The sequence below is a fragment of the Thiomonas sp. FB-Cd genome (genome assembly GCF_000733775.1).
Lineage (GTDB): Bacteria > Pseudomonadota > Gammaproteobacteria > Burkholderiales > Burkholderiaceae_C > Thiomonas_A.
This window is the reverse complement of the sequence record NZ_JPOE01000002.1, coordinates 2,699,104-2,720,027: the sequence shown is the minus strand read 5'-3', so window position 1 is coordinate 2,720,027 and position 20,924 is coordinate 2,699,104. Positions and strand designations below refer to the sequence as shown.

Annotated in this window: 19 protein-coding genes and 3 pseudogenes; 11 read left to right on the top strand and 11 right to left on the bottom strand. The window is 61.8% G+C overall.

Features of this window, described 5'->3' with window-relative positions; all coding sequences use genetic code 11:
- Positions 1-127 precede the first annotated feature (127 nt).
- From CD04_RS0113205 to CD04_RS0113190, 3 genes are all read right to left on the bottom strand, one after another.
- The gene (locus tag CD04_RS0113205; RefSeq protein WP_051849170.1) at positions 128-3,679 is read right to left on the bottom strand and encodes an EAL domain-containing protein; all 3,552 of its coding nucleotides are present in this window, start codon (positions 3,677-3,679) and stop codon (positions 128-130) included.
- A gap of 59 nt (positions 3,680-3,738) precedes the next feature.
- The gene (locus CD04_RS24180; protein ID WP_031407473.1) at positions 3,739-4,440 is read right to left on the bottom strand and encodes a hypothetical protein; all 702 of its coding nucleotides are present in this window, start codon (positions 4,438-4,440) and stop codon (positions 3,739-3,741) included.
- A gap of 252 nt (positions 4,441-4,692) precedes the next feature.
- On the bottom strand, positions 4,693-4,923 hold the full coding sequence (locus CD04_RS0113190) for a hypothetical protein (RefSeq protein WP_156030266.1): 231 nt from the start codon (positions 4,921-4,923) through the stop codon (positions 4,693-4,695).
- Positions 4,924-5,727: 804 nt separating this feature from the next.
- On the opposite strand from CD04_RS0113190, the gene CD04_RS0113180 reads away from it, so the two are divergent.
- The 7 genes from CD04_RS0113180 to CD04_RS0113150 are packed head-to-tail and all read left to right on the top strand — an operon-like array spanning position 5,728 to position 15,920.
- Positions 5,728-7,743 carry a class I SAM-dependent DNA methyltransferase gene (locus CD04_RS0113180; RefSeq protein ID WP_031407467.1) on the top strand — a complete coding sequence of 672 codons (2,016 nt, stop codon included), beginning with the start codon at positions 5,728-5,730 and terminating at the stop codon, positions 7,741-7,743.
- Positions 7,740-8,723 carry a RhuM family protein gene (gene rhuM, locus CD04_RS0113175; RefSeq protein WP_031407464.1) on the top strand — a complete coding sequence of 328 codons (984 nt, stop codon included), beginning with the start codon at positions 7,740-7,742 and terminating at the stop codon, positions 8,721-8,723. Before CD04_RS0113180 ends, rhuM begins: the two co-directional genes overlap by 4 nt.
- The gene (locus CD04_RS0113170; protein ID WP_031407463.1) at positions 8,720-10,072 is read left to right on the top strand and encodes a restriction endonuclease subunit S; all 1,353 of its coding nucleotides are present in this window, start codon (positions 8,720-8,722) and stop codon (positions 10,070-10,072) included. Before rhuM ends, CD04_RS0113170 begins: the two co-directional genes overlap by 4 nt.
- A gap of 2 nt (positions 10,073-10,074) precedes the next feature.
- The gene (locus CD04_RS0113165; RefSeq protein ID WP_031407461.1) at positions 10,075-10,650 is read left to right on the top strand and encodes a hypothetical protein; all 576 of its coding nucleotides are present in this window, start codon (positions 10,075-10,077) and stop codon (positions 10,648-10,650) included.
- Positions 10,647-11,366 (top strand): UPF0149 family protein, encoded by a 720-nt coding sequence (locus CD04_RS0113160; protein ID WP_051849169.1) that lies wholly within the window; start codon positions 10,647-10,649, stop codon positions 11,364-11,366. The genes CD04_RS0113165 and CD04_RS0113160 overlap by 4 nt, the downstream gene beginning before the upstream one ends.
- Before the next feature lie 14 nt (positions 11,367-11,380).
- Positions 11,381-14,623, top strand: coding sequence for a type I restriction endonuclease subunit R (locus tag CD04_RS0113155; protein ID WP_031407457.1), 3,243 nt, complete (start codon positions 11,381-11,383; stop codon positions 14,621-14,623).
- Positions 14,616-15,920 carry an ISL3 family transposase gene (locus CD04_RS0113150; RefSeq protein ID WP_031407454.1) on the top strand — a complete coding sequence of 435 codons (1,305 nt, stop codon included), beginning with the start codon at positions 14,616-14,618 and terminating at the stop codon, positions 15,918-15,920. The genes CD04_RS0113155 and CD04_RS0113150 overlap by 8 nt, the downstream gene beginning before the upstream one ends.
- A 203-nt stretch (positions 15,921-16,123) precedes the next feature.
- Here CD04_RS0113150 and CD04_RS0113145 read toward each other — a convergent pair.
- From CD04_RS0113145 to CD04_RS25050, 4 genes and pseudogenes are all read right to left on the bottom strand, one after another.
- A pseudogene (locus CD04_RS0113145) lies at positions 16,124-16,771 on the bottom strand (IS66 family transposase zinc-finger binding domain-containing protein); the annotation flags it as partial.
- 68 nt (positions 16,772-16,839) lie between these two features.
- Complete coding sequence (gene tnpB, locus CD04_RS0113140) at positions 16,840-17,181, bottom strand: IS66 family insertion sequence element accessory protein TnpB (protein ID WP_031407450.1); 342 nt, start codon at positions 17,179-17,181, stop codon at positions 16,840-16,842.
- Between the two features lie 3 nt (positions 17,182-17,184).
- Positions 17,185-17,346 carry a hypothetical protein gene (locus CD04_RS24710; RefSeq protein WP_231480582.1) on the bottom strand — a complete coding sequence of 54 codons (162 nt, stop codon included), beginning with the start codon at positions 17,344-17,346 and terminating at the stop codon, positions 17,185-17,187.
- Between the two features lie 69 nt (positions 17,347-17,415).
- Entirely contained in the window at positions 17,416-17,550 is a 135-nt protein-coding gene (locus tag CD04_RS25050; RefSeq protein ID WP_255333620.1) for a hypothetical protein, read from the bottom strand.
- Positions 17,551-17,830: 280 nt separating this feature from the next.
- On the opposite strand from CD04_RS25050, the gene CD04_RS0113125 reads away from it, so the two are divergent.
- The 3 genes and pseudogenes from CD04_RS0113125 to CD04_RS25280 all read left to right on the top strand — a co-directional run.
- Positions 17,831-18,070: a DUF4160 domain-containing protein gene (locus tag CD04_RS0113125; protein WP_031407448.1), complete on the top strand. Its 240-nt coding sequence runs from the start codon at positions 17,831-17,833 to the stop codon at positions 18,068-18,070.
- On the top strand, positions 18,054-18,308 hold the full coding sequence (locus tag CD04_RS0113120) for a DUF2442 domain-containing protein (protein ID WP_031407446.1): 255 nt from the start codon (positions 18,054-18,056) through the stop codon (positions 18,306-18,308). Before CD04_RS0113125 ends, CD04_RS0113120 begins: the two co-directional genes overlap by 17 nt.
- Positions 18,301-18,440: pseudogene (locus CD04_RS25280) on the top strand (tyrosine-type recombinase/integrase); the annotation flags it as partial. The gene CD04_RS0113120 and the pseudogene CD04_RS25280, both read left to right, overlap by 8 nt.
- 5 nt (positions 18,441-18,445) lie before the next feature.
- Here CD04_RS25280 and CD04_RS0113110 read toward each other — a convergent pair.
- Positions 18,446-18,757, bottom strand: coding sequence for an addiction module antidote protein (locus tag CD04_RS0113110; RefSeq protein WP_031407443.1), 312 nt, complete (start codon positions 18,755-18,757; stop codon positions 18,446-18,448).
- Positions 18,758-18,759: 2 nt separating this feature from the next.
- Positions 18,760-19,002 (bottom strand): type II toxin-antitoxin system RelE/ParE family toxin, encoded by a 243-nt coding sequence (locus tag CD04_RS21915; RefSeq protein ID WP_231480581.1) that lies wholly within the window; start codon positions 19,000-19,002, stop codon positions 18,760-18,762.
- A 191-nt stretch (positions 19,003-19,193) separates the two neighbouring features.
- On the opposite strand from CD04_RS21915, the pseudogene CD04_RS21910 reads away from it, so the two are divergent.
- Positions 19,194-20,224: pseudogene (locus tag CD04_RS21910) on the top strand (IS630 family transposase).
- A gap of 322 nt (positions 20,225-20,546) precedes the next feature.
- Here CD04_RS21910 and CD04_RS24175 read toward each other — a convergent pair.
- Together CD04_RS24175 and CD04_RS24705 are read right to left on the bottom strand one after the other, a co-directional pair.
- Positions 20,547-20,789 carry a BrnA antitoxin family protein gene (locus CD04_RS24175; RefSeq protein WP_031407440.1) on the bottom strand — a complete coding sequence of 81 codons (243 nt, stop codon included), beginning with the start codon at positions 20,787-20,789 and terminating at the stop codon, positions 20,547-20,549.
- Positions 20,782-20,895, bottom strand: coding sequence for a hypothetical protein (locus CD04_RS24705; protein WP_369792832.1), 114 nt, complete (start codon positions 20,893-20,895; stop codon positions 20,782-20,784). Before CD04_RS24705 ends, CD04_RS24175 begins: the two co-directional genes overlap by 8 nt.
- Positions 20,896-20,924 lie beyond the last annotated feature (29 nt).

The following is a 20,924-nucleotide window of genomic DNA, read 5'->3' as shown; positions in this document are numbered from 1 at the left end:
AGCGCTGCGGCGCCTGGCATGGTCGCGCGTGCGAACGCCGCCTCCCGCTCGCCGAGTGGAGGTGCCCAAGCACCTGAACGTGAGGCAGCCCAGAATTGAATCGTTCGTCGAGTCGCCCGCCAGGGCATCAGGCGTCACCATGCGGCCCTTCCTTCTGGACTTGTGCCACGAACCAGTCCAGCAGTTTGCGGGCCGTGTCGAGGTCGCCGGGATTGGCATGGACCTGGGCGTACCACTGGGCGGCGGGGCTGGTGTGGAGGCCGCGCGTGCGTAAGAAGTCCGCCACCGGGTGGGGTGCCAACGACTGTCCCTGCGCTTCGCCGCGCATGCGGAGCCAGGAATAGGCCAGGGCTCCCAGGTAGGTCCGAATCCTGAACGGGTTTGCTGGCGCTTGGAGGCAGGCGCGCCATGCCACGACTTGATCCGGCGGCATGGGTCTGGCCAAGCCAAAGCCCTGCCCATATTGCGCACCCAGGAGTAACGCCGCTTCGATCATTCCGGCATCCTCCAAGCCTTCGACGACCACATCCCGGCGAAGATCGAGCCCCATCTGGATGATGGTGACCATGAGGCCCAAGGTCTCAAGGGGGTTTTGACGGATGCGCGTGAGCAGTGCCTGATCGATCTTGATGATGTCGAACGATACGCTCGTCAGGCGCAGCAAGCTGCTGTAGCCCGAGCCCAGGTCATCCATGGCGAGTTTGCAGCCGAGGTGCTTAATCTGAGAGAGGGCTGCATCCTGCGCTCCGCTCTCCAGAGCTTGCGTCTCCAGCAATTCCAGGGTCAGCCGGTCCGCCTCGATCTTGTGCAGGCGAAGGATGTCCTCGACCCACACTGCACATTCGGGGTCGCGCAGCACGCTGGGGGGCATGTTGACCGCCACACCGATACGCAGACCTTGTGCATCCCACAAAGTGAGATGCGCAAGCGCCATGTCCAGCCCCATGCGGAAGAGACGGCTCAACTCGGTCTCCCCCAGTAGGGGAAGGAACACACCAGGCGCAATGATCGACCCGTCAGGCAGCTCCAAGCGAGCCAGTGCCTCCACCTTGATCAGCTGGCTGCTGCGCAAGTCAACGATGGGTTGCATGAACATGCGCAAGCCGCCCGAAAAAAGCTGCTGGCGCAAAATCTCCGCACGTTCCTGTGTCACGACGGTCGCGGGCGCGCTGCAGCGCAACCCCACCTGTTCCCAGCGCTGCTGGATTCCCCGAGCGATTTGCCGCATCACCGCCGATTCGAACTGACCCGGATAGGCGCCGTACAGTGCAAGCACGGCGACAATATGGTCCGATGCGTCGCTTAGCGGAATGGCAAGCACGGATCGCAGGCCGAGCGCCTGCGCCGATTCGCGCCAAAAGGCATGGCTGGGATCGCGCGTGAAAGACGCCAGTCCTGTGATCTCACCGCGCCGCCAGGCTTGGGCGATGACGTTGGTGCTGCGCGGATCGGCCGGGTCATGGATCACAATCTGCGACTCGGGGGCGCGAAGGACCGCTGCGATGTCCTCCCCTCGCGAGCCGGCGCAGTTCTCGACCGAGAGTGCCCCGAGCGTGTTCGGGCGCATCAGGAGTGCTCCAAGAATTCCGGGGAGTTGCGCGAGGGCCGCAAGCTCCAGGGGGCGAACATCGGCGAGTAAGCGTCCATACCTCGGGAGGGGGGTCGCCAGGACGTCCAGATAGGCACCGATGGTTGCATCAGCAACATGCAATTGCGTTTGCATGTCGTCCTGAAGGCGTCTTTCGGCGACCAGCAAAATCCGGTAGCGCTCCCGCGCCGGCAAAAGGACTTGGTTCAGATGGTCCGTCAGCAGTCTTCGGTACAAGGCCATGGAATGCACCAGCAGCGCGCTACTGACGCCAACCAGGGCGTGGGTGCGGCCCAGACGCTTCGCCGCCTGTTGCACGTCCGCCAGAGTCGTGTCAGGGGCGAGCATGAGGCGGAGGTGATCGGCCTGGCGTTGTTTGAGCGCCGCGAGGTCCGTGGTGCCAAGGTTCGCCAGAATGTCCTTGGACAGGGGCTCTTGACCCAGGTCGGCGTAGAACGCGTCGATAAAATGCTCTGAAACATGGGCGACATGCGCATGGGCTTTGTCCAGGAGGACGGCAGCGTCCCGGCCGTAGGCATCGAACCCTGTTTCGCGCTCCGGGGCGGTTGAACTCACGCTGGACAGGCGCCACCAGGATGTGCCGTCATGCTTGTGCATCTTGGCCTGGTACATCGCGGCATCGGCCAGACGCATCAGCGCATCGCCATCCATGGCGTCTGCCGGGAACAGTGCCAGGCCCATGCTCAAGCCGACCGTTGCCGTGTGTCCCGCGGCAACGCTCACCGAGGTTTCCACCGCGTGATGCAGTCGCTCGGCAATCCGGGCAAGTTCGGCTGTCGTTTGGTATGCATCCAGATCTTCGACCACGACGATGAACTCATCGCCTCCAAGTCTGGCGAGCGCATCCGACACGCGCAACTCGGCTCGTAGTCGTTTGGCCAATTCCTGGAGAAGCGCATCACCGGCCTCATGGCCCCACGTGTCATTGACCGGCTTGAAATCATCCAGATCGATCATGCCCACAGCCAGGGCTGTGCCGTTGCGCTGTGCACGCGCGATCGCCTTGGGAAGATGTGCTTCCAGCGCCCGTCGGTTGGGCAGCCCCGTCAGCGGGTCGTGCAGAGCCTCGTGCTCGATTTGCGCCTGCAGCCGATCCCGCGTGGTCACGTCGACGATGGTCCACACGGCGAGGGCCTGTTTGACGTCCTGCACGACGCCGCCCGACAGGTCGCACGTGATGAGGCCCCCATCAAGGCGCCGCAGGCGTACGCTCGTCAGCTGGACGGAGCCTTTCGCGTACAGTTCCGGGTACAGGGCCTTGATCCGCGCGAACTCGCTTTCATCGGGGTAGAGAATGCCGGTGGCCTGACCGATCAATGCCGTCTTGTCGGGGTACCCGAGCAGGGTTGCAAATCGCGAGTTGGCATCGACAATGCGACGCCCCCGCGTCAGCGCAATGCCGGCAACCGCGTTGTCCAGAAGCACCTCACGCAACAACGCAGCATGACGTGCGCGCTGCGCAAGGTCGATGCGATCAAGGCCGCTGGAGACATCGGAGGCCAGCCGGTCGAGCAGGGACTCCGCCATGCTGCCGAAGAGCCCAGCGCGTGCGCTGTACATCGCAAAAACCCCCCACATGGTGCCGCTGCGGCGGATGGGTAGAACGGCTATGGAGCGGATGTTGGAGGGGTTTGCAGGTCCGTCGGGTTGCGCGGATTGCGAAGAAGCAACGACTGGCATACGCACGCTGCGCCCATCACGCCATGCGCGCCCGATTGCCTCCCGAGCCTCCGGCACGCCCGGCGGACCGGCCTCTGCGAGCCCGCCCAGACGGCCCTGGGCCTTGCTCGCTGCGGCAAGAACTTCGACGTTTTGCGTCTCTCCTGGTCGTCCGATCCAGGCCAGTTTGAGGTTGGCCTGCTCGACGGTGGTCTGACAAAGAGTCGTGAGAAGGGACGACTCGTCGTCGGCGCGTGCAATGGTCTGATTGACTTGCGCCAGCATGGCGTTGAAGTCCGCCAGCTGGCGTTGGCGCCTGGCATCGCGACCGCGTTGGCGAACCTGGCGACGTACGCTCAAGCTGGCGAGGCCGAGTAGCAGGATGGTCCCCGCCTCGAAGATCCAGCGCATCAGCGCGCTTCGCCAATACCGATGCCATACAAGCCCGGATGGCCAACTCGCTCCCACGATCAGCGGATAGCCTGGCACCGCAACTTCAACCGCAGTGGCGGCAGCCGCCTTCGGGGCGAAGTCCACCTGCCCCGCTGCCACACGCCCAGCGCGCGATGGTTGCGCACGTCGAAGGCGGTGAGCTCCCATGGGCTGCCGGGCCCGGAAAAGGCGAGCAGCCGATCCAGTCGGTACGGAGCGCTGATGACGTACCGGGTCTGGCCTTGCGCATCCTGAACCCGATACTGCATGGCCAAGACGTGCATGCGCGCCGGGCCAACGGATTGGCTTGCCCCAAGCAGGAAATTGGGATTGGATGCCAGCGGTGTCAGCAATTGTGCGGCGACGGACGGCGCTTGGCGACGGACTTCGGTCGACCACAGGACGGCGCCGTCTGGCGCCTCGAGATTGACGGCGTCAAAACCCGGATGCCAGGCCATGAGGCGGCGCAGGGATTGCACCGCTTGGGGGTCCGGGGACGCCGGGTCGGCGTCGGGTCCGTGAAGGGCCACGGCGGCAAACTGCAACTCGGTGAATCGCGTCTGAAGGCGACTGGCGACGGTGTCCGCATCGGTGGATGCTTCGCGCAGGGCTTCTTGGACGACACGGTCCTTGACCTGGTGGTATTGATTGCGCTCGGCCCACAGTCCCCACACCGTCACCAGCAGGACGGGCAGGATGAAGATCAGACCCTGCGCGAGCAGCCGAAGGCGCAAGCGCATGGTCAGGTTTGCCGCGCGTTGGCTTTGGTCAACACAAGGAGCTGCAGCTCGCGGGATGCGGGGGAATGCGCGCGCCTGGTCAGCGCGATGCCATGCTCACCGCGTTTGTAATGCACCATCCCACAAGGAGACATCGGACCACTGGCCGGTCTCCACACGGCGCTCCCAGCGCAACCATCGCAGCCTTTTGCGCGAGGCTCAAGCGCTGGCAGCGCAGTTCCGTGCACAAAAGCAGCGTTGGCTTGCGCAGCGCTAAGCGGACGGTGGCTTGGCATGCCTGACCGGTCGGACCTGGCCGTGAACAAGGGCCAGGATGGCGAAACGGTACGCGGGGTCGCGTGCCATGCGTTCCACCCGATCGGCGGCCGCGGGCAATGATTGCGGCGTGCCGCGTTGCAGGACCTTCACGGTTGATACCACACGATCGTTTGCCCAGACCTGGACGTTGCCGTGAACGTCCCAATGGGCGCAGAGATCCGACATGTCGATGACCATGGTTACACGCGAGCATAGGGGGAAGGGCCGCCGCAACGATGGCCCGAAGCCCGGCGACGGAGGCCACAACAAGGGATTGCGATCCCAACGCCGAAGCCGATGCGGCATCCTAAAGCGTCTTTGGGCGGAACGGCCCCTGCGGGAGGATGCGGATGCTGTTTTGATGATCCAGATCATGAAAACACGTGGATTCCGTGCACCCGCGATGTGTTGGCGCAACCCTCGGCAATCCAACTTCCGCAAACGGCGGACCAAAACCGGCCTGCTTCCGAGGACCGCATAAAGTAAACGGCAGCGCCTTGCCGGCCACCTCGCTGTAGGTCAATCCTGCCTGCAGAGGCAGGCGCAATGTCTCTCGGATCTGGCGCATCGTGATTCTTGTTGTGGGCATCGGCGTCGCTCGGAAAAAGCGACCAGCCTAGGCCCGGTCAAGGAATCACTTGCACGCCCCCCCCCCCGTCCACGATCAAGCTGAATCAGCGTCCACGATGAGACTGAAACGCCGTCCACGATGGGCTGAAATACGCAGCAGTGCATCGTTGGGAAGGGCGGCAGAAGTCATCCTTCCTTACGGGATGAATGGGGCGTTACATAATTGGCCACCTTGCCGCGGACACCGTCTGAACCGCCCTGACACGGTGTGATTCAGTCATTAGGGGGATTTGTGCAAAACGCGGTTGGATGACCAGTGTAGGCCGCAGCATGGCGGAAGATCCGTCGCGTGCAATTTCTGGTTGACATGAGTAATCGTTCTGATAGGCTGTTTCGTGCAATACATGGTTGGAGCACGACATGGCAGGAAACGGAACCACCTCGACCCTCGCAGACTTCATCTGGAAGAACGCCGAAGACCTCTGGGGTGATTTCAAGCACACGGACTTCGGCAAGGTCATCCTGCCCTTCACGCTGCTGCGGCGGCTTGAGTGCGTGCTGGAGCCAACGCGAGAGTCGGTGCGTCAGACCTACCTGGCGCACCGGACAAGCGAACTCGACGTTGACCTGATCCTGCGGCAGATCGCAGGTTTTCCCTTCTACAACACGTCCGAGTATTCGCTGGCGTCGCTTGGCGGCACGAAGACGCGCCAGAACCACCAGGACTACATCGCGCACTTTTCGGACAACGCCCGAGTCATCTTCGAGCAGTTCGACTTCAGCAACACCGTGAACCGGCTGGACAAGGCCGGGCTGCTATTCAAGATTTGCAAGAACTTCGCCGAGATCGACCTGCACCCCTCAGAGGTCCCTGACCGTGCGATGAGCAACGTCTACGAGCACCTGATCCGCCGCTTTGGCGCAGAGGTGAATGAGGGCGCCGAGGATTTCATGACGCCGCGCGACGTGGTGCATCTGGCCACCGCATTGGTTCTGGACCCGGACGACCAGTTGTTCGAGGCCAACCCCGGCCTGATCCGCACCCTGTACGACCCGACCTGCGGCACGGGTGGCTTCCTTTCGGACGCCATGAACCATGTTGCTGCGTACAGCAACCGGTCCAAGGCTCCGCCGATCCTGGTTCCCTACGGCCAGGAACTGGAGCCGGAGACGCATGCGGTGGCGGTGACCGGCATGCTCCTGCGCACCCTGGAGAGCGATCCGGGGCGCGACCTGTCCAAGAACATCGCAGGCCCCTTCAGTACGCTCTCACGCGATGCGTTCGCCGGGCAGCGTTTCCACTACTGCCTCTCCAATCCCCCTTTTGGCAAGAAGTGGGAGAAGGACCAAGCCGAGGTCGAGGCCGAGCACAAACGCGGCGATGCGGGCCGCTTCGGGCCTGGCCTGCCGCGCATCAACGACGGCTCCATGCTGTTCCTGATGCACTTGGCGAGCAAGCTGGAGCGTCCCGAGAAGGGGGGTGGGCGCGCTGCCATCGTCCTGTCGGGCTCGCCGCTGTTCAACGGCGGCGCCGGGTCGGGGGAGTCGGAGATCCGCCGCTGGCTACTGGAACACGATCTCGTGGACGCCATCGTGGCGCTGCCGACCGAAATCTTCTTTCGCACCGGCATCGGAACGTATCTCTGGATCTTGTCGAACAAGAAGCCAGAGCACCGGCAAGGCAAAGTCCAGTTGATCGATGCCTCGTCCTTTTGGAACTCGATCAAGAATGAGGGCAACAAGCGCCGCATCATCAGCGACGCGCAGCGCGACCAGATCGTCTGTCTCTATGCCGATGGACAGGATGCCGAGCACAGCCGCATGGTGGACTACCGCACCTTCGGCTACCGGCGCATCCGTGTTCTGCGCCCGCTGCGCATGCGCCTGCGTTTCGACGAGAGCGGCCTGAATCGGCTTCGCGCGGACAAGCAGTGGGCCAAGCTCTCCCCGGACCAACAAGCCGCTTGGGAGACCGCGCTCGCGGGTGTAATGGGCGAAGTGAAGCCCTATGCCTGGGCCGAACTCTTCGCCGACGAGATTGGGCGTGCCGACCCGCGTATCGGGCGCGTGGGCAAGATGTTCGTCAAGGCACTGCTCGAAGCCTTCGGTGTGCGCGACCCGGAAGGCGAACCTGTGCGCAACGCGCAGGGCGATGTCGTGCCGGACTCCGACGCAACGGACTACGAGAACGTGCCGCTCACGCAGGACGTGAACGACTACCTCGCCCTGGAAGTCAAGCCTCACGTCCTGGACGCCTACATCGACCCGGACTACCGCGACGAGAAAGACTTCCAGATCGGGCGGGTCGGGTTTGAAATCAACTTCAATCGCCTCTTCTACGAGTACAGGCCGCCGCGCAAGCTCGAAGAGATCGACGCGGAGTTGAAACAGGTGGAAGCCGACATTGCGGAACTGCTGGGCCAGGTGACGCAGTGAGCGAACTGGTCATCTATCAGGCGGATGGCGGCTCCATCGATGTGCGCCTGGAGGGCGAGACTGTCTGGTTGAGCCAGGAGCAGATCACCACGCTGTTCGGGCGAGACCGCACGGTCATCGGGCGCCACATCCGCAACGTGTTTGAAGAGGGAGAATTGGAGCGCGATTCAGTCTGTGCAAAATTTGCACATACTGCGCGCGACGGGAAAACCTACCAGGTCGAGCACTTCAGCCTGGACGTGATCATCTCGGTCGGCTACCGGGTCAAGTCGGTCGAAGGCACGCGGTTTCGCCAGTGGGCCACCCGTGTCCTGCGCGAGCACCTGACGCAAGGCTATACCGTCAACCGGCAACGCCTGGAAGCCAACGCTCGCGAATTGGAGTCCGCCCTGATCCTCGTTCGGCGCCTTGCGGCGCAGCCTGACATCAGCGCGGATGCTGGGCGCGGCCTGGCGGAGATCGTCAGTCGCTACGCGCAGACGTTCTTGCTGCTTCAGCGATACGACGAAGGGCTGCTGGCCGAGCCATCCGTACAAGCAGGCGGCCTTTTGCCATCCACGGCGCAAGCACGCGCTGCCTTGGCGCTGCTGAAGGCCAAGTTGATCGAGCGCGCAGAGGCTACCGAACTTTTCGCGCAGGAGCGCAATGGCGGACTGGAATCCCTGTTGGGAAACCTCGATCAAAGCGTCTTTGGTGAGCCTGCGTATCCCAGCGTCGAGAGCAAGGCCGCGCATCTCCTGTACTTCGTCATCAAGGACCATCCGTTCGCCGATGGCAACAAGCGCAGCGGGGCGTTCCTGTTCGTGGATTTCCTGTATCGCAATCACCGCCTGCTCGACGCCAACGGTCAGCCGGTCATCAACGATACGGGGCTCGCGGCTTTGGCCCTGCTAGTCGCGGAATCCGCACCCGATCAAAAAGAAACCATGATCCGGCTCATTATGAACATGCTCGCCGCGCCGGAAGGAGCCAAACCATGAGCCACTACAAGTCTTATCCGGCTTACAAGGATTCCGGCGTGGAGTGGGTCGGGAACGTGCCGGAGCATTGGGATGTAAAAAGGCTGCGGCACGTTGCGAGCTTTAAGAACAGCAACGTGGACAAGAAATCGTATGACGGTCAGCAGCATGTCCGCCTCTGCAATTACACGGATGTCTATTACAACGAGTTCATAACTCAACGTTTGGACTTCATGCAGGCTACGGCGTCCGCTGACGAGATCGAGCAATTTTCGCTCAAGAAGGGTGATGTGATCATTACCAAGGACTCGGAAGATCCATCGGATATTGGCATCCCTGCGATTGTCTCAGACGATCTGGATGGAGTTGTTTGCGGGTATCACCTGACCGTGATTCGTGACGATGATTTTGAAACCTCACGGGTCATCCATCGGGCACTTCAGGCTAAGCCCACACAAGCGCACTTCTTCGTGGAAGCACCCGGAATCACGCGATACGGGCTCAACCAGGACGCAATTGGCGACACGCCGATCTGTCTTCCTCCGCCGCAGGAGCGCAAAAATCTTGCCGATCATATCGACCGCGAAACCTCCCGCATCGACGCCCTGATTGCCAAGAAGTCCCGCTTCATCGAACTACTCCAGGAGAAGCGCCAGGCGCTGATCACGCACGCCGTCACGAAGGGGCTTGACCCGAACGTGAAGATGAAGGATTCCGGCGTGGAGTGGATCGGAGGGGTGCCGGAGCATTGGGGTGTTGTGCAGGTGCGGCACGTTGCAGCGCTTGGCTCTGGCCACACCCCAAGCAGATCGCATCCAGAGTGGTGGGAAGACTGCTACATCCCTTGGTTCACGCTCGCCGATATTTGGCAAGTCCGACGCGAGGGGCGCCGTTACATCTTTGAGACGGAAGAGAACATCAGCGACCTAGGAATCGCAAACTCATCGGCGACACTTCACCCAGCCGGGTCTGTAATGCTTTCTAGGACTGCTTCGGTTGGCTTCCCGGCAATCATGGGGTGTGATATGGCAACGTCACAGGACTTTGCTGTCTGGCGTTGCGGAGCACGCCTGAACAATGAATTCCTGTACCTAGTTCTTCTAGGTATGAGGCAAGAATTGTCCCGTCTCATGATTGGTTCAACGCATAAGACTATTTACATGCCTGACATAGAGGCGTTCAGGATGCCGCTTCCATCAAGGGCCGAACAACTTGCGATCATTGAGCATATTGACCGCGAGACCAAAAGCATGGACGCGCTCGCAGAACGAACGAGAAGAAGCATCGATCTCCTCAAAGAACGCCGTGCAGCCTTCATCACCGCCGCCGTGACTGGCCAAATCGACTTCCGATCTTCCGCTGAGAATTAGCCATGAAGAAACAACCGCTCTTCAGAGATCCCGGCGAGGACGATCAGCGCGAAGATGCCTATTCTGGCCCATTCGGCTTTCTGATCGGAGGACTGACCGCGTCCGAGCGTATCGAACTGGCCGAGCAATACTTGATGGCTGCCAACCTGCTTGTCGAGTCGATCCAGAAGCAGCGGGTCGCGGACTTCGAGATCGCGTATCCCGTTCTGTTTCTCTACCGGCATGCGCTCGAAATCCTAGTCAAGCACCTTCTCGGCAGGGACGTGAATCACCATCGGTTGGATGCGCTTGCCGATGAACTGGTGCAGTTCGCTCGCGATCAACACGGCGAGCAGGTCCCTTCATGGATCGTCAGCCGGCTGCGCGAAATTGCGCAGATCGATCCGACATCACAGGCATTTCGATACGGCGAAGACAGCTACGAGCCACAGCAGAGACGGCCTGTGCCGTATGAGACCTATGTCCGACTGTCTGAATTGCACGATGTCATGAACTCCCTCTACGCGGTGCTCCGTCGCGCTGCAGGTGTCGCCAACGAGCGAAACGCGGCCTCGCCTACCCCGGAGTCCTTCTCATGACCGCGCCATCTACCCTCAGCGACGCCGATCTGCAACGTCTCGACGATTTCCTGAGTTCGGACGCTGTGCCCGAATCGGCTATGGATGTGTCCACGTTGGAAGGCTTTTTCACCGCGCTGGTAATCGGTCCGCGCGTGGTGATGCCCTCGGCCTGGATGCCGTGGGTGTGGGATTTCGAGCAAGGGCGGCAAGAAGCTGAGTTTGCGAACATGGCGCAAGCCCAGGAAATTATGGGCCTGATCATGGGCCTGATGAATCGCATCGCCGATGCGTTTGCGCGCAACCCCGCGTCCTTCGAGCCGGTGTTTTTCCGCGATGCAGCATGGGGTGCGGCGGAATGGTGCGAGGGCTTTCTGACCGCAACTCAGCACTTCAATGCCGATGACTGGGCTGCGCTGTGGGCGCTGGATGCGTTCAAGCCGGGCGGCAAGATGGACGGAGGCTGTCTGATCACGCCCTTTCTGCGTCTGGGCGATGGCACCGGACTGGAGATCACCCGCAAAGAGGGCGGCGTGCAACGCTGGGTAGATGCCGTGGTGCCCTCGCTCGCGGCGGTCCACGCGCACTGGCTGGAGCGGCGATCCGCAGCGCCGGCGGTCGCCTCGCGCACTCCGCTGCGACGCGAAGCGACCAAGGTGGGGCGCAACGATTCCTGTCCCTGCGGTTCGGGCCAGAAATACAAGAAATGCTGCGGCCATGCACCGACCTTGCACTAGGAAGAGAAGGCGTGATGAAAGTCGACACCGCACACCAGGAAAAGCACTTCGAGGGCTACATCGTCGGCAAGCTCCAGGCCCAGGGTTGGGTCGTCGGCCACACCGACCATTACGACACCGAGCGCGCGCTGTACCCAGACGATATGGTGGCCTGGTTGCAAGCCTCCCAGCCGAAGGTCTGGGAGAAACTGGTCAAGGACCACGGCGACCGCGCCCTGGAGCACCTGATGAACCAGATCGTCCGCGCGCTGGAAGAACCCAAGAAGGGCACGATGCACGTCCTGCGGCGCGGGATCTCGGTCGCGGGCTGCGGCCAGATCGACCTCTCCGAGGCCGCACCTGAGGACAAGCGCAACGCCGACGTGCTCCAGCGCTATGGCGCCAACATCCTGCGCGTCGTGCCGCAGTTGCAGTACCACCCGACGCGCAAACTGGCCATCGATCTCGTGCTGTTCATCAACGGCATCCCGGTTGCGACCATTGAGGTCAAGACCGACTTCACCCAGTCGGCTGAGGCCGCGATGGATCAGTACCGCAATGACCGGCTGCCGTTCGACTCCAAGACCAAGCGACGCGAGCTGCTGCTGACCTTCCGACGCGGGGCCGTGGTGCATTTTGCGATGTCCGATTCCGACATCCAGATGACCACCAAGCTCGATGGGGCCAACACATTCTTCCTGCCGTTCAACGAGGGCAATGAGGGGCATGCAGGCAACCCTGCCAGGCTCGATGGCGAGTACCCCGTGGCCTACTTTTGGGAGCGCATCTGCCAGCGCGATGCCTGGCTGCGCATCTTCCACAGCTTCGTCTTCGTTGAGAAGAAGGACGTGGTGGATCTCAAGGGCAACTACACCAAGAAGGAAACGCTGATCTTCCCGCGCTTTCACCAGTGGGAGGCGGTGGGCACGATGATCGCCGACGCCAAGGCCAACGGCCCTGGCATGCAGTACCTGTGCGATCACAGCGCGGGCTCGGGCAAGACGAACACCATCGCCTGGACGGCGCACGACCTGATCAAGCTACGACGGGACAACGGGGATGCGATCTTCAAGAGCGTGATCATCGTCACAGACCGCAACGTGCTCGACAGCCAGTTGCAGGACGCGATCAAGCAGATCGATCACCAGTTCGGGGTGATTGCGGCCATCGACCGCATCAAATCGTCGACATCGAAGAGCAAGCAACTCGCCGAGGCGCTGCTCTCGGGCACGCCCATCATCGTCGTGACGATCCAGACCTTCCCCTACGCGATGGAAGCCATCGTGACAGAGGATGCGCTGAAAGGGAGCAACTTCGCCGTCATCATCGACGAGGCGCACACCTCGCAGACGGGCACCACGGCGACCAAGCTCCAGGCGGCGCTCGGCATGGGCGCCAAGGGCGGCATGGACAAGCTCACGGTTGAGGAACTGCTGGAGCAGTTGCAGAAGTCGCGGGTGCGTCCGACGAACATCAGCAACTTTGCCTTCACGGGAACGCCCAAGCACTCGACCCTCATGCTGTTCGGCAGGCCCGCCGATCCGGCCAAGCCTGTGTCGAAGGACAACCCGCCGCGCCCCTTCCACCGCTACCCGATGCGGCAGGCTATCGAGGAACGCTTCATCCTGGACGTGCTCAAGGGCTACATGCCCTACAAGACGGCGTTCAACCTGTCCAAGGAGATTGAGGACTCCAAGCGGGTCAGCACCAAGCGCGCGAAGAGGACGCTCGCGCAATGGATGTCTCTGCACCCGACCAACGTCACCCAGAAGGTGCAGTTCATCGTCGAGCACTTCAGCAAGAACGTCATGCACCTGCTCGACGGCAAGGCCAAAGCGATGGTCGTGACAAGCTCCCGGCCTGCCGTCGTGCGCTACAAGAAGGCGTTCGACGCCTACATCGAGAAGCACGCCGAGCATGCCGGCATTCGCTGCCTTGTGGCCTTCTCGGGCAAGGTCACTGGTAAGCAGGTGATGCACTTCCAGGACGACCCATTGGCCGCCGAGGCGTTCATGGTCGATGAGAAGGACGAGTTCACGGAAACGAGCATGAACGCGCCGCACCTGGCAAGCGTTGACCTTCGCGCCTCGTTTGACAGGCCCGAGTACCGGATCATGCTGGTAGCCGACAAGTTCCAGACGGGGTTCGACCAACCCAAGCTGGTGGCGATGTACGTGGACAAAAAGATCGCCAACGGTGTTGAGATCGTCCAGACTTTCTCACGCCTGAACCGTGTGGCGCCGGGCAAGGACGAGACCTTCATCATCGATTTCGTGAACGACCCGCAAAGCGTGCTCGATGCTTTTGCGCTCTTTGATGCGGGCGCGGAGATGGAGGATGTGCAGGACCCCAACATCGTCTACCAGATCCGCGATGCGCTCGATGCTCAGGACATCTTCGATGCCGATGACCTCGCCGCTTTCAAGGAGGCGCGCTTCAAGTCGATCCGCGACATCACCCAGGCACACGACCCGCAGCACAAGGCCCTGTACGCTGCGACCGAGAAGCCTACGCGCATCTACAACGAGCGATTGACGATGCTGCGCGATGCGGTCGAGATGTGGGAAGCGGCATTCGAGAAAGCTCGCGCCAGCGGAGACAAAAACGGCGAGAAGGAGGCGGACTACCAGCGGCACGATGTCGCTCAGCAGGTGGGCGCTCTGGTGGCGTTCAAGGGTGCCCTTGGGCGCTTCTGCCGCACCTACGCCTATGTGGCTCAACTCATCGACTTTGGCGACCCAGAACTCGAAAACTACGCCGCCTTTGCCAAGCTGCTCGGCAAGCGTCTTGATGGTGAAGCGGTCGAGAACATCGACCTGAAGGCGCTGGTCCTCATGGGGTTCGACATCAAGGCGACCCCACTCACCCCGAAATCCGATCCCGAACCGCCCGTCCTTAAGCCCATCGGGCCAGGCAGTACCGATGGAACGGCGGACGACGCGAAGTATCTCAGGGAGATTATCGAAAAGCTCAACCACCTCTTCGGCGATGCCGCGCCCGTGCGCGACCAGATGGCCTTCGCCAACCAGGTCGCAGCGATCACGCAGGAGAGCGACGTGGTGATGGCGCAGATCGAGAACAACTCGCGCGACCAGGCCATGAAAGGCAACCTGCCTGGCGCCGTTCAAAACGCAGTGGTCCGCGCCCTCACGTCCCACCAGAAGCTGGCGACGGTCCTCCTCAAAGCCGACAAGCAAGCCATGACGGCGTTCATCGACCTGATCTACGAACTGGACAGGGATCGGCGCACGCTCGACATGGGGGAAGCGGGTGCTTGATCTACTGAATCTGCCCGGCATTGAGCCGGTGGATCTGCGCAGCGAGAACGGCTCTATCGTCATCGCTGCCCAGTACAGCTTGGAGGGGCTGCCCATCTGCCCGTCGTGCGTCCAGCCCATGTACCGTCACGGCAAGCGGGTGACGGTGGTGGCCGACACACCCATGCAAATGCAGCCGGTGCGCCTGGAGATCAGCAGACCGCGCTTCCGGTGCGGCGCTTGCGGCACGATGGACACCCCCGAGTTGCCCTTCTTGGATGAGCGGCGACGGGCAACGCGCAGGCTCGTGGACGCCATTCGCGAGCGCTGCTTGAGCATGACGTTCCACGCCATGTCGCAGCAAACTGGCTTGGCGGTGAACACGATCAAGAACATCGCGCACGACCTGATCGCAGACCTCGAACGCACCGTGCGCTACGAGACGCCGATCATCATGGGCATCGACGAGGTGATGATCGGCGGCGCCTACCGATGCGTCATCACGAATTTGGCCACCAACAACCTCTTCGACATGCTGGAGGCCAGGACCCAGCAGCATCTCAAGCCGTACTTCGCGAAGCTGCCAAACCGGGATCGCGTCGAATGGGTCTGCACGGACATGTGGCGGCCCTACAAGAACTCGTTTGAAGCCTACCTGCCGAACGCAAGGCTGGTGATCGACAAGTTCCATGTGGTGCGCATGGCGTCGGATGCGCTGGAGGCCGAGCGCAAGCGCCTACAAGCCAAGCTGGATAAGGATGACCGGATCAAGGTCAAGAAGTCCCTGCGCTGGCTGACGCTCAAGCGTCCGAAGTCGCTCAGCCCGACAGAGCTTCGCGCGCTCGACGCCGTGCGCGAGACCTATCCCGCACTCGCTCTGGCCTACGATTTCAAGGAAACCTTCTACCGGATCTACGACGACCCCGACAAGGCTTCCGCAATGCGGGCCTTCGAGGCTTGGGAGAACTGCATCCCGGCTTCTGGGCTCGACGAGTTCAGATCCTTGGCGAGAACGGTGCGAGACCACTATGCCGACATCTTCGCCTACTGGGACTCTCCGGCGCAGATCACGAACGCCTACACCGAGAGCTTGAACGGCCTGATCAAGATCGCCAACCGCAACGGGCGGGGGTACAGCTTTGAGATCCTGCGTGCGAAGGCGCTGTACGCGAAGGAGGCTCGCAAGGTGGGGAGCGTGATCCGGTTGATCGACGGCGGGCGACCGGGGGTTCCAACCACCGAGACCCGGAAGCCGGTCGAATACGGCCCGCACATTCCAACCTTGGTGGCGATGTCCGAGTCCGGTCAACTGGACTGACGGACCACCTGCTTTCTACCGCGTTTTGCACAAATCCGAAAAGATCTATTGGAGGCGACTGCCGCCCACGTTCTGGTCGAACGGTATGGCGCATATCCGCAGACGGCAAACTTCCAAACACTTCTGGGTCAAGCCTTTGTCGCGCTTGGTCTGGCAACACCTCAAGATACTGTGGAGCCAGGAGAACTTCCTCAACGGAAAATCGAGCGCGGGATGTGCACGCCGCTGCGGCGATAGATCTCCTCCTGGCGGTACAGCGGCAGGTGATCGTCGTGCTTGGCCAGCACCACCTGCGCCAGCAGGCCGGGAGCGGGGATGCCCTTGTCGATGATCTGGGCCGGCATGGGCGCAGCCAACACCGTCTGGCAGCATGCGCAGGCGTACTTGCCGCGGATGTGCCGGTGCACGAAGAAACGCGTGGGCTCGCAGTCGAGCTGTTCGCTGATCTCCTCACCGATGCGGCGCAGGGCGTGGCCCTGCGGGCACTGCCCCGATTCGATCTCGTAGCGGTGTTCGATGCGCGGCAGTTGACTGGGCAGTGGTTGGCGTTTGGGGCGACGTTTGCCTGGGGCTGTGCGCTCCTCATCGGCTGCCCGGTCCTCGGCCTGTTCCTCGGCTTGCAGCAGCGCCTGCGTCTTGGCATCGAAGAGCTCGCCCTGGGTGTCCAGTGCCTCGCTCGATTGCCCAAAACGCCATTGCTTGAGGCGCGCCAGCTCGAAGCTCAGGGCCTCGATCTTCGTCTGCTTGAACTTCAGATCCGCCTGCATGCGGGCAATGACCGCACGCGCGTACTGCGCCGTCGGATCGTCCCTCAGGGCCTGCAGTCGGTCGGAATCGATGGCGTCGAGCATGGGCACATTCTCGCGCGCGTGAGCGTGCGCGAGCAGTGGGAGTTGTCCGGATCGACAACCGCCAGCGCCTACACCACGGCAATGGCTGCTGCCCTGGCGTGCGCCGTCATCCGCTGCCACGGCAGCCCGGCCACCAGCCAGCGCCATTGCTGCTCGCTCAGGTGCAGCGCCTCACGATCGTCCTGCGGCCAGACGAACCGGCCTTCTTGCAGTCGGCGTGTGCACAGCCAGATTCCCGCGCCATCAAACACCAGCACCTTCAGCCTTGTCGCGCTGCGGTTGGCAAGCACGTAGGCGTGGTGCCGCTGCGCTGAGCCAAACCGGGCCGCAACCTGGCCCAGCAGGCTGTCCATGCCGCCGCGCAGATCACTGGCACCCACCGCCAGCCAGACGGCCTCAATGCGCAGCATGGCTCACCCCAGCCAGGCTCGCAGCCACTGCGCGCACTCCGCCGCATGGGCCACAGGCCAGTCGATCTGCGCCCGCCGAGCGCCAGCCACGCAGGTGATGCGCGCGTGGGCCGGCAGCGCATCGGCGGCCACCGCACCAGACCTCGGGCTGAGCCTGGCTTGCACGAACCCGCTCGCACGCGCAGGCACCTCCTGCCCTGCCAACTGCGCCCGCCAGCGCGGTGCGTGTGACAGTCAGCCCCGAAGCTGCCCGTAGCTGACGCCATGGCTTTGGGCAAAAACCTCGGCACGCCCACCGCTGGCCTTGAGTTCATCGAGGATCGCCAGAATCTCCCCAATCCTCTCCTCACTGAGCTTGTCTGATCGCATGCAGCCTCCCAAAACCCCAAGCTTCGCTCAGCCGCCCTTCACTGAAAAGATGGGTTTGCCGGACGCATACCAGGCAGGCGCACGCCCAAGGCTTTGTCAGCGTGGAAATTGAAGGCGCTGGGCATGATCTCTGCATGCCCGAGATCGATGAAGGCCCCTATATTCCCGAGCTGTGCGCGAGCAACGTTGGTTGACGGGGCACAAGTCCCTGTCCATGCTCAAGCGGTACACCCATGTCGAGGCCGAGAAGCTGGCGGCGAAGTTGGGATAGCATCGCGCCATGCCAGTTGTTTTTCGCCACAAGGGATTTCGTTTCCTGTTCTTCTCGAATGAAGGCAACCCGCGCGAGCCAGTTCACATCCATGCTGTCAAGGATGGCATTGACGCGAAATTCTGGCTTCACCCCGCGTGTGTGGCTTACAACGACGGCTTTGATGCCAAAACCTTGCGTGAGCTTGTTCAGGTGATCGAGAGCAACGTCAACGACATCGAAAGGACCTGGGATGAACACTTTGGTTAGGGCGCAATCCGTCACCTTCGACGACGACAGCATGCAGGTGCGGCTTTCCGATGGGCGTGTGCTAGGCGTGCCGTTGGCCTGGTTCCCACGCCTGTTGCATGCCACCACCGCGCAACGCGCCAGCTACACCATCAGCACGCGCGGCCTGCACTGGGAAGAACTCGACGAAGACATCTCCGTCGAGGGATTGCTTGCCGGTGTGGGCGACCTGACCCATCGCCACGCCGCGGCGGCATGAAGCCACGCCCAGGCTCTTGAAAAGGGTCTTGGCATCATGGAAGTCGCGAGCATGACGGGGCACAAGTCGCTTGCCATGCTCAAGCGGTACACCCATGTCGAGGCTGAGAAGCTGGCGGCGAAGCTGGGGTGATGGTCTCAAGCGTGATCATGTACGGGCTGCGCCACCAAGCGCACCCCTAGGGCCGCGCATACGCGGTTGATCGTATCGAAGCGCGGATGCGCGCCGGGGCGCAGCGCTTTGTACAGCGCTTCGCGTGCGATGCCCGTTTCCTTGGCAATGTCGCTCATGCCGCGAGCACGGGCGATGTCCCCCAGCGCGGCCGCAAGAAGCGCCGGGTCGTTGGCGTCAAGAATGTCGGTCAGGAAGGCGGCAACTGCTTCTTCGCTGTCGAGATACGGCGCCGCGTCGAATGTCGGCAGGTCGGCGACTTTGATGCGTTCTGGCATGATCAATCCTCCAATTGCGCGGCCAACTTCTTGGCACGCTTGATGTCGCTCTGCTGCGTGCGTTTGGAGCCCCCAGCCAGCAAGACGATAACCTGGCCGCCGCGCTGGGTGAAGTACACCCGCCAGCCCGCGCCAACGTGGATGCGCAGCTCGTGGACGCCCTCGCCGACCGGTTCCACATCGCCCAGCAGCCCGAGTTCCAACCGCTTGATGCGCGCCACCACGACGCCGCGCACCATGCGCATCGGTCAAGCCATCGAGCCAAGCGGTGAATTGTGGAAGCGGCTTTACCATCAACATGATGCGAGTGTAATCGAACGATTACAGATCATCAAGGGAAATGAGTCGCGACGCCCTCGCCACAGTCCTGTTCACTTCGCTATAGATAAGGCCCCATAAAATATGAACTTTCTGCAAGCTTCTTGATCTATTGACCATGGAAAAAGAAAACGCAAGAAAGCAAACACTGGAGCAACTTCATGAGCGGCGCAAGCAAGTCGTGAGGTTGCACAAGCGGGGCGTCAAGATCATGCAAATCGTGGACATGACGGGGCTGAGTTACCCGCCCGTTCGAGCGGCCATTGACTTGTACGAGGCTGGCGGCTGGAGCGCCATCCGGCCGACTCGGCGCTGACGCGCCAGAGGCGACGGTCGGGTGCTCAGTCAAGCGCAAGAAGAGACGATCCAGCGCATGATCATGGACACACGTCCCGAGCAACTCAAGATGGACTTTCACCTGTGGAGCCGCGCTGCGGTGATGCAGCTCATTGAACAGGAGTTCGACATCAAACTGCAGGTGCGCAGCGTTGGAAAGTACCTCACCCGCTGGGGCTTTACGCCGCAAAAGCCGATCAAGCGAGCCTATGAGCAAAGCCCCGCGGCGGTGCAGGCTTGGCTGGAAGGCGAATACCCCGCCACCCTGCAGCGCGCCAGGGCGCGGAAATTCACTGGGGAGACGAAACCGCGCTGGTCAACACGGACGTGCGCGGCAGAAGCTTTGCCCCTGCGGGCAAAACACCGGTGGCGATGGCGGTGGGCGGCACGCGCCAGAAGCTCTCGATGATCGCCACGGTGACCAACCAGGGCAAGACCCGCTGGATGATCATCGACGAGGCGTTTGATGCCGACAAGTTGATTGAGTTCTTGCAGGCCTTGATCAAGGATGCGGGCAAGAAGGTATTCCTGATTCTGGACAACCTGAGGGTGCATCACAGCAAGTTGGTGAAGGCTTGGGTGGCCTTGCATCACGCTCAGATCGAGCTGTTTTACCTGCCAAGCTACAGCCCCCAACTTAACCCTGAGGAGAGGCTCAACGCCGATCTCAAACAGGAAATGGGCAAACACGTGCCGGTGCGAACCAAGGCCAAATTACGCGAAGCTGCGAACGACCATATGGCGATGCTGGAACAAAACCCGCAGCGTGTGATGCGCTACTTCCAGGACCGGCATGTTCGCTACGCAGCTTAATACTTCACCGGGCCGGAGCAATAATACTGCTCCATCCACTTCGCTAAGCTGACAGATTTACTCTGGGCCAGGCCCACAAAGCCGACGCGGTCGGAGCAACCGACCCATTGGCCCAAGCCCCCGTCTGGCGGGGAAAACCAACAACAAGACAAATCTTCAATCCCCATCAGCGCGGGGAAGACCGGAAAAACTATCGCAAGCAAAATCAATGACTTCTTCAATCCCTGTCAGTGCGAGGAAGACCAGAACCGCGACATACCTCTCAGGGCTTTTCAACTTCAATCCACGTCAGCGCGAGGAAGACGGCACGCCATTTTTCCGCCTACGCCGCGTGCAATTCCTCGCGAATCACCCGGCGCAGCGCATCCAGCGTCAACGGCTCCTTGCTGGCGGCCTCGCGCAGTGCGGCGTTGATGAGGGTCTGGTAGCCCAGCCCCTTCTGCTCGGCTTGCTTTTGGAAAGCATCGATCACGTCTGCATCAAGGTAAATGGTGATGCGCTTCTTGCCCGGCGTGGCGATGACCGCGCCGCGCTTGCCTTTGCTGAAATCGTAATCCTCACGCATGGTATTTCTCCGTTTCACCGGGGCTGGCCTTGCGCGCCGAAATGATGCGCACGGAATCTCCGCGCGAGGTATGCACCACCACGAGCCCGAGCGAGTCCATTCCCAGTGTGATGAACCGCCGCTCGCCGCGCGCAT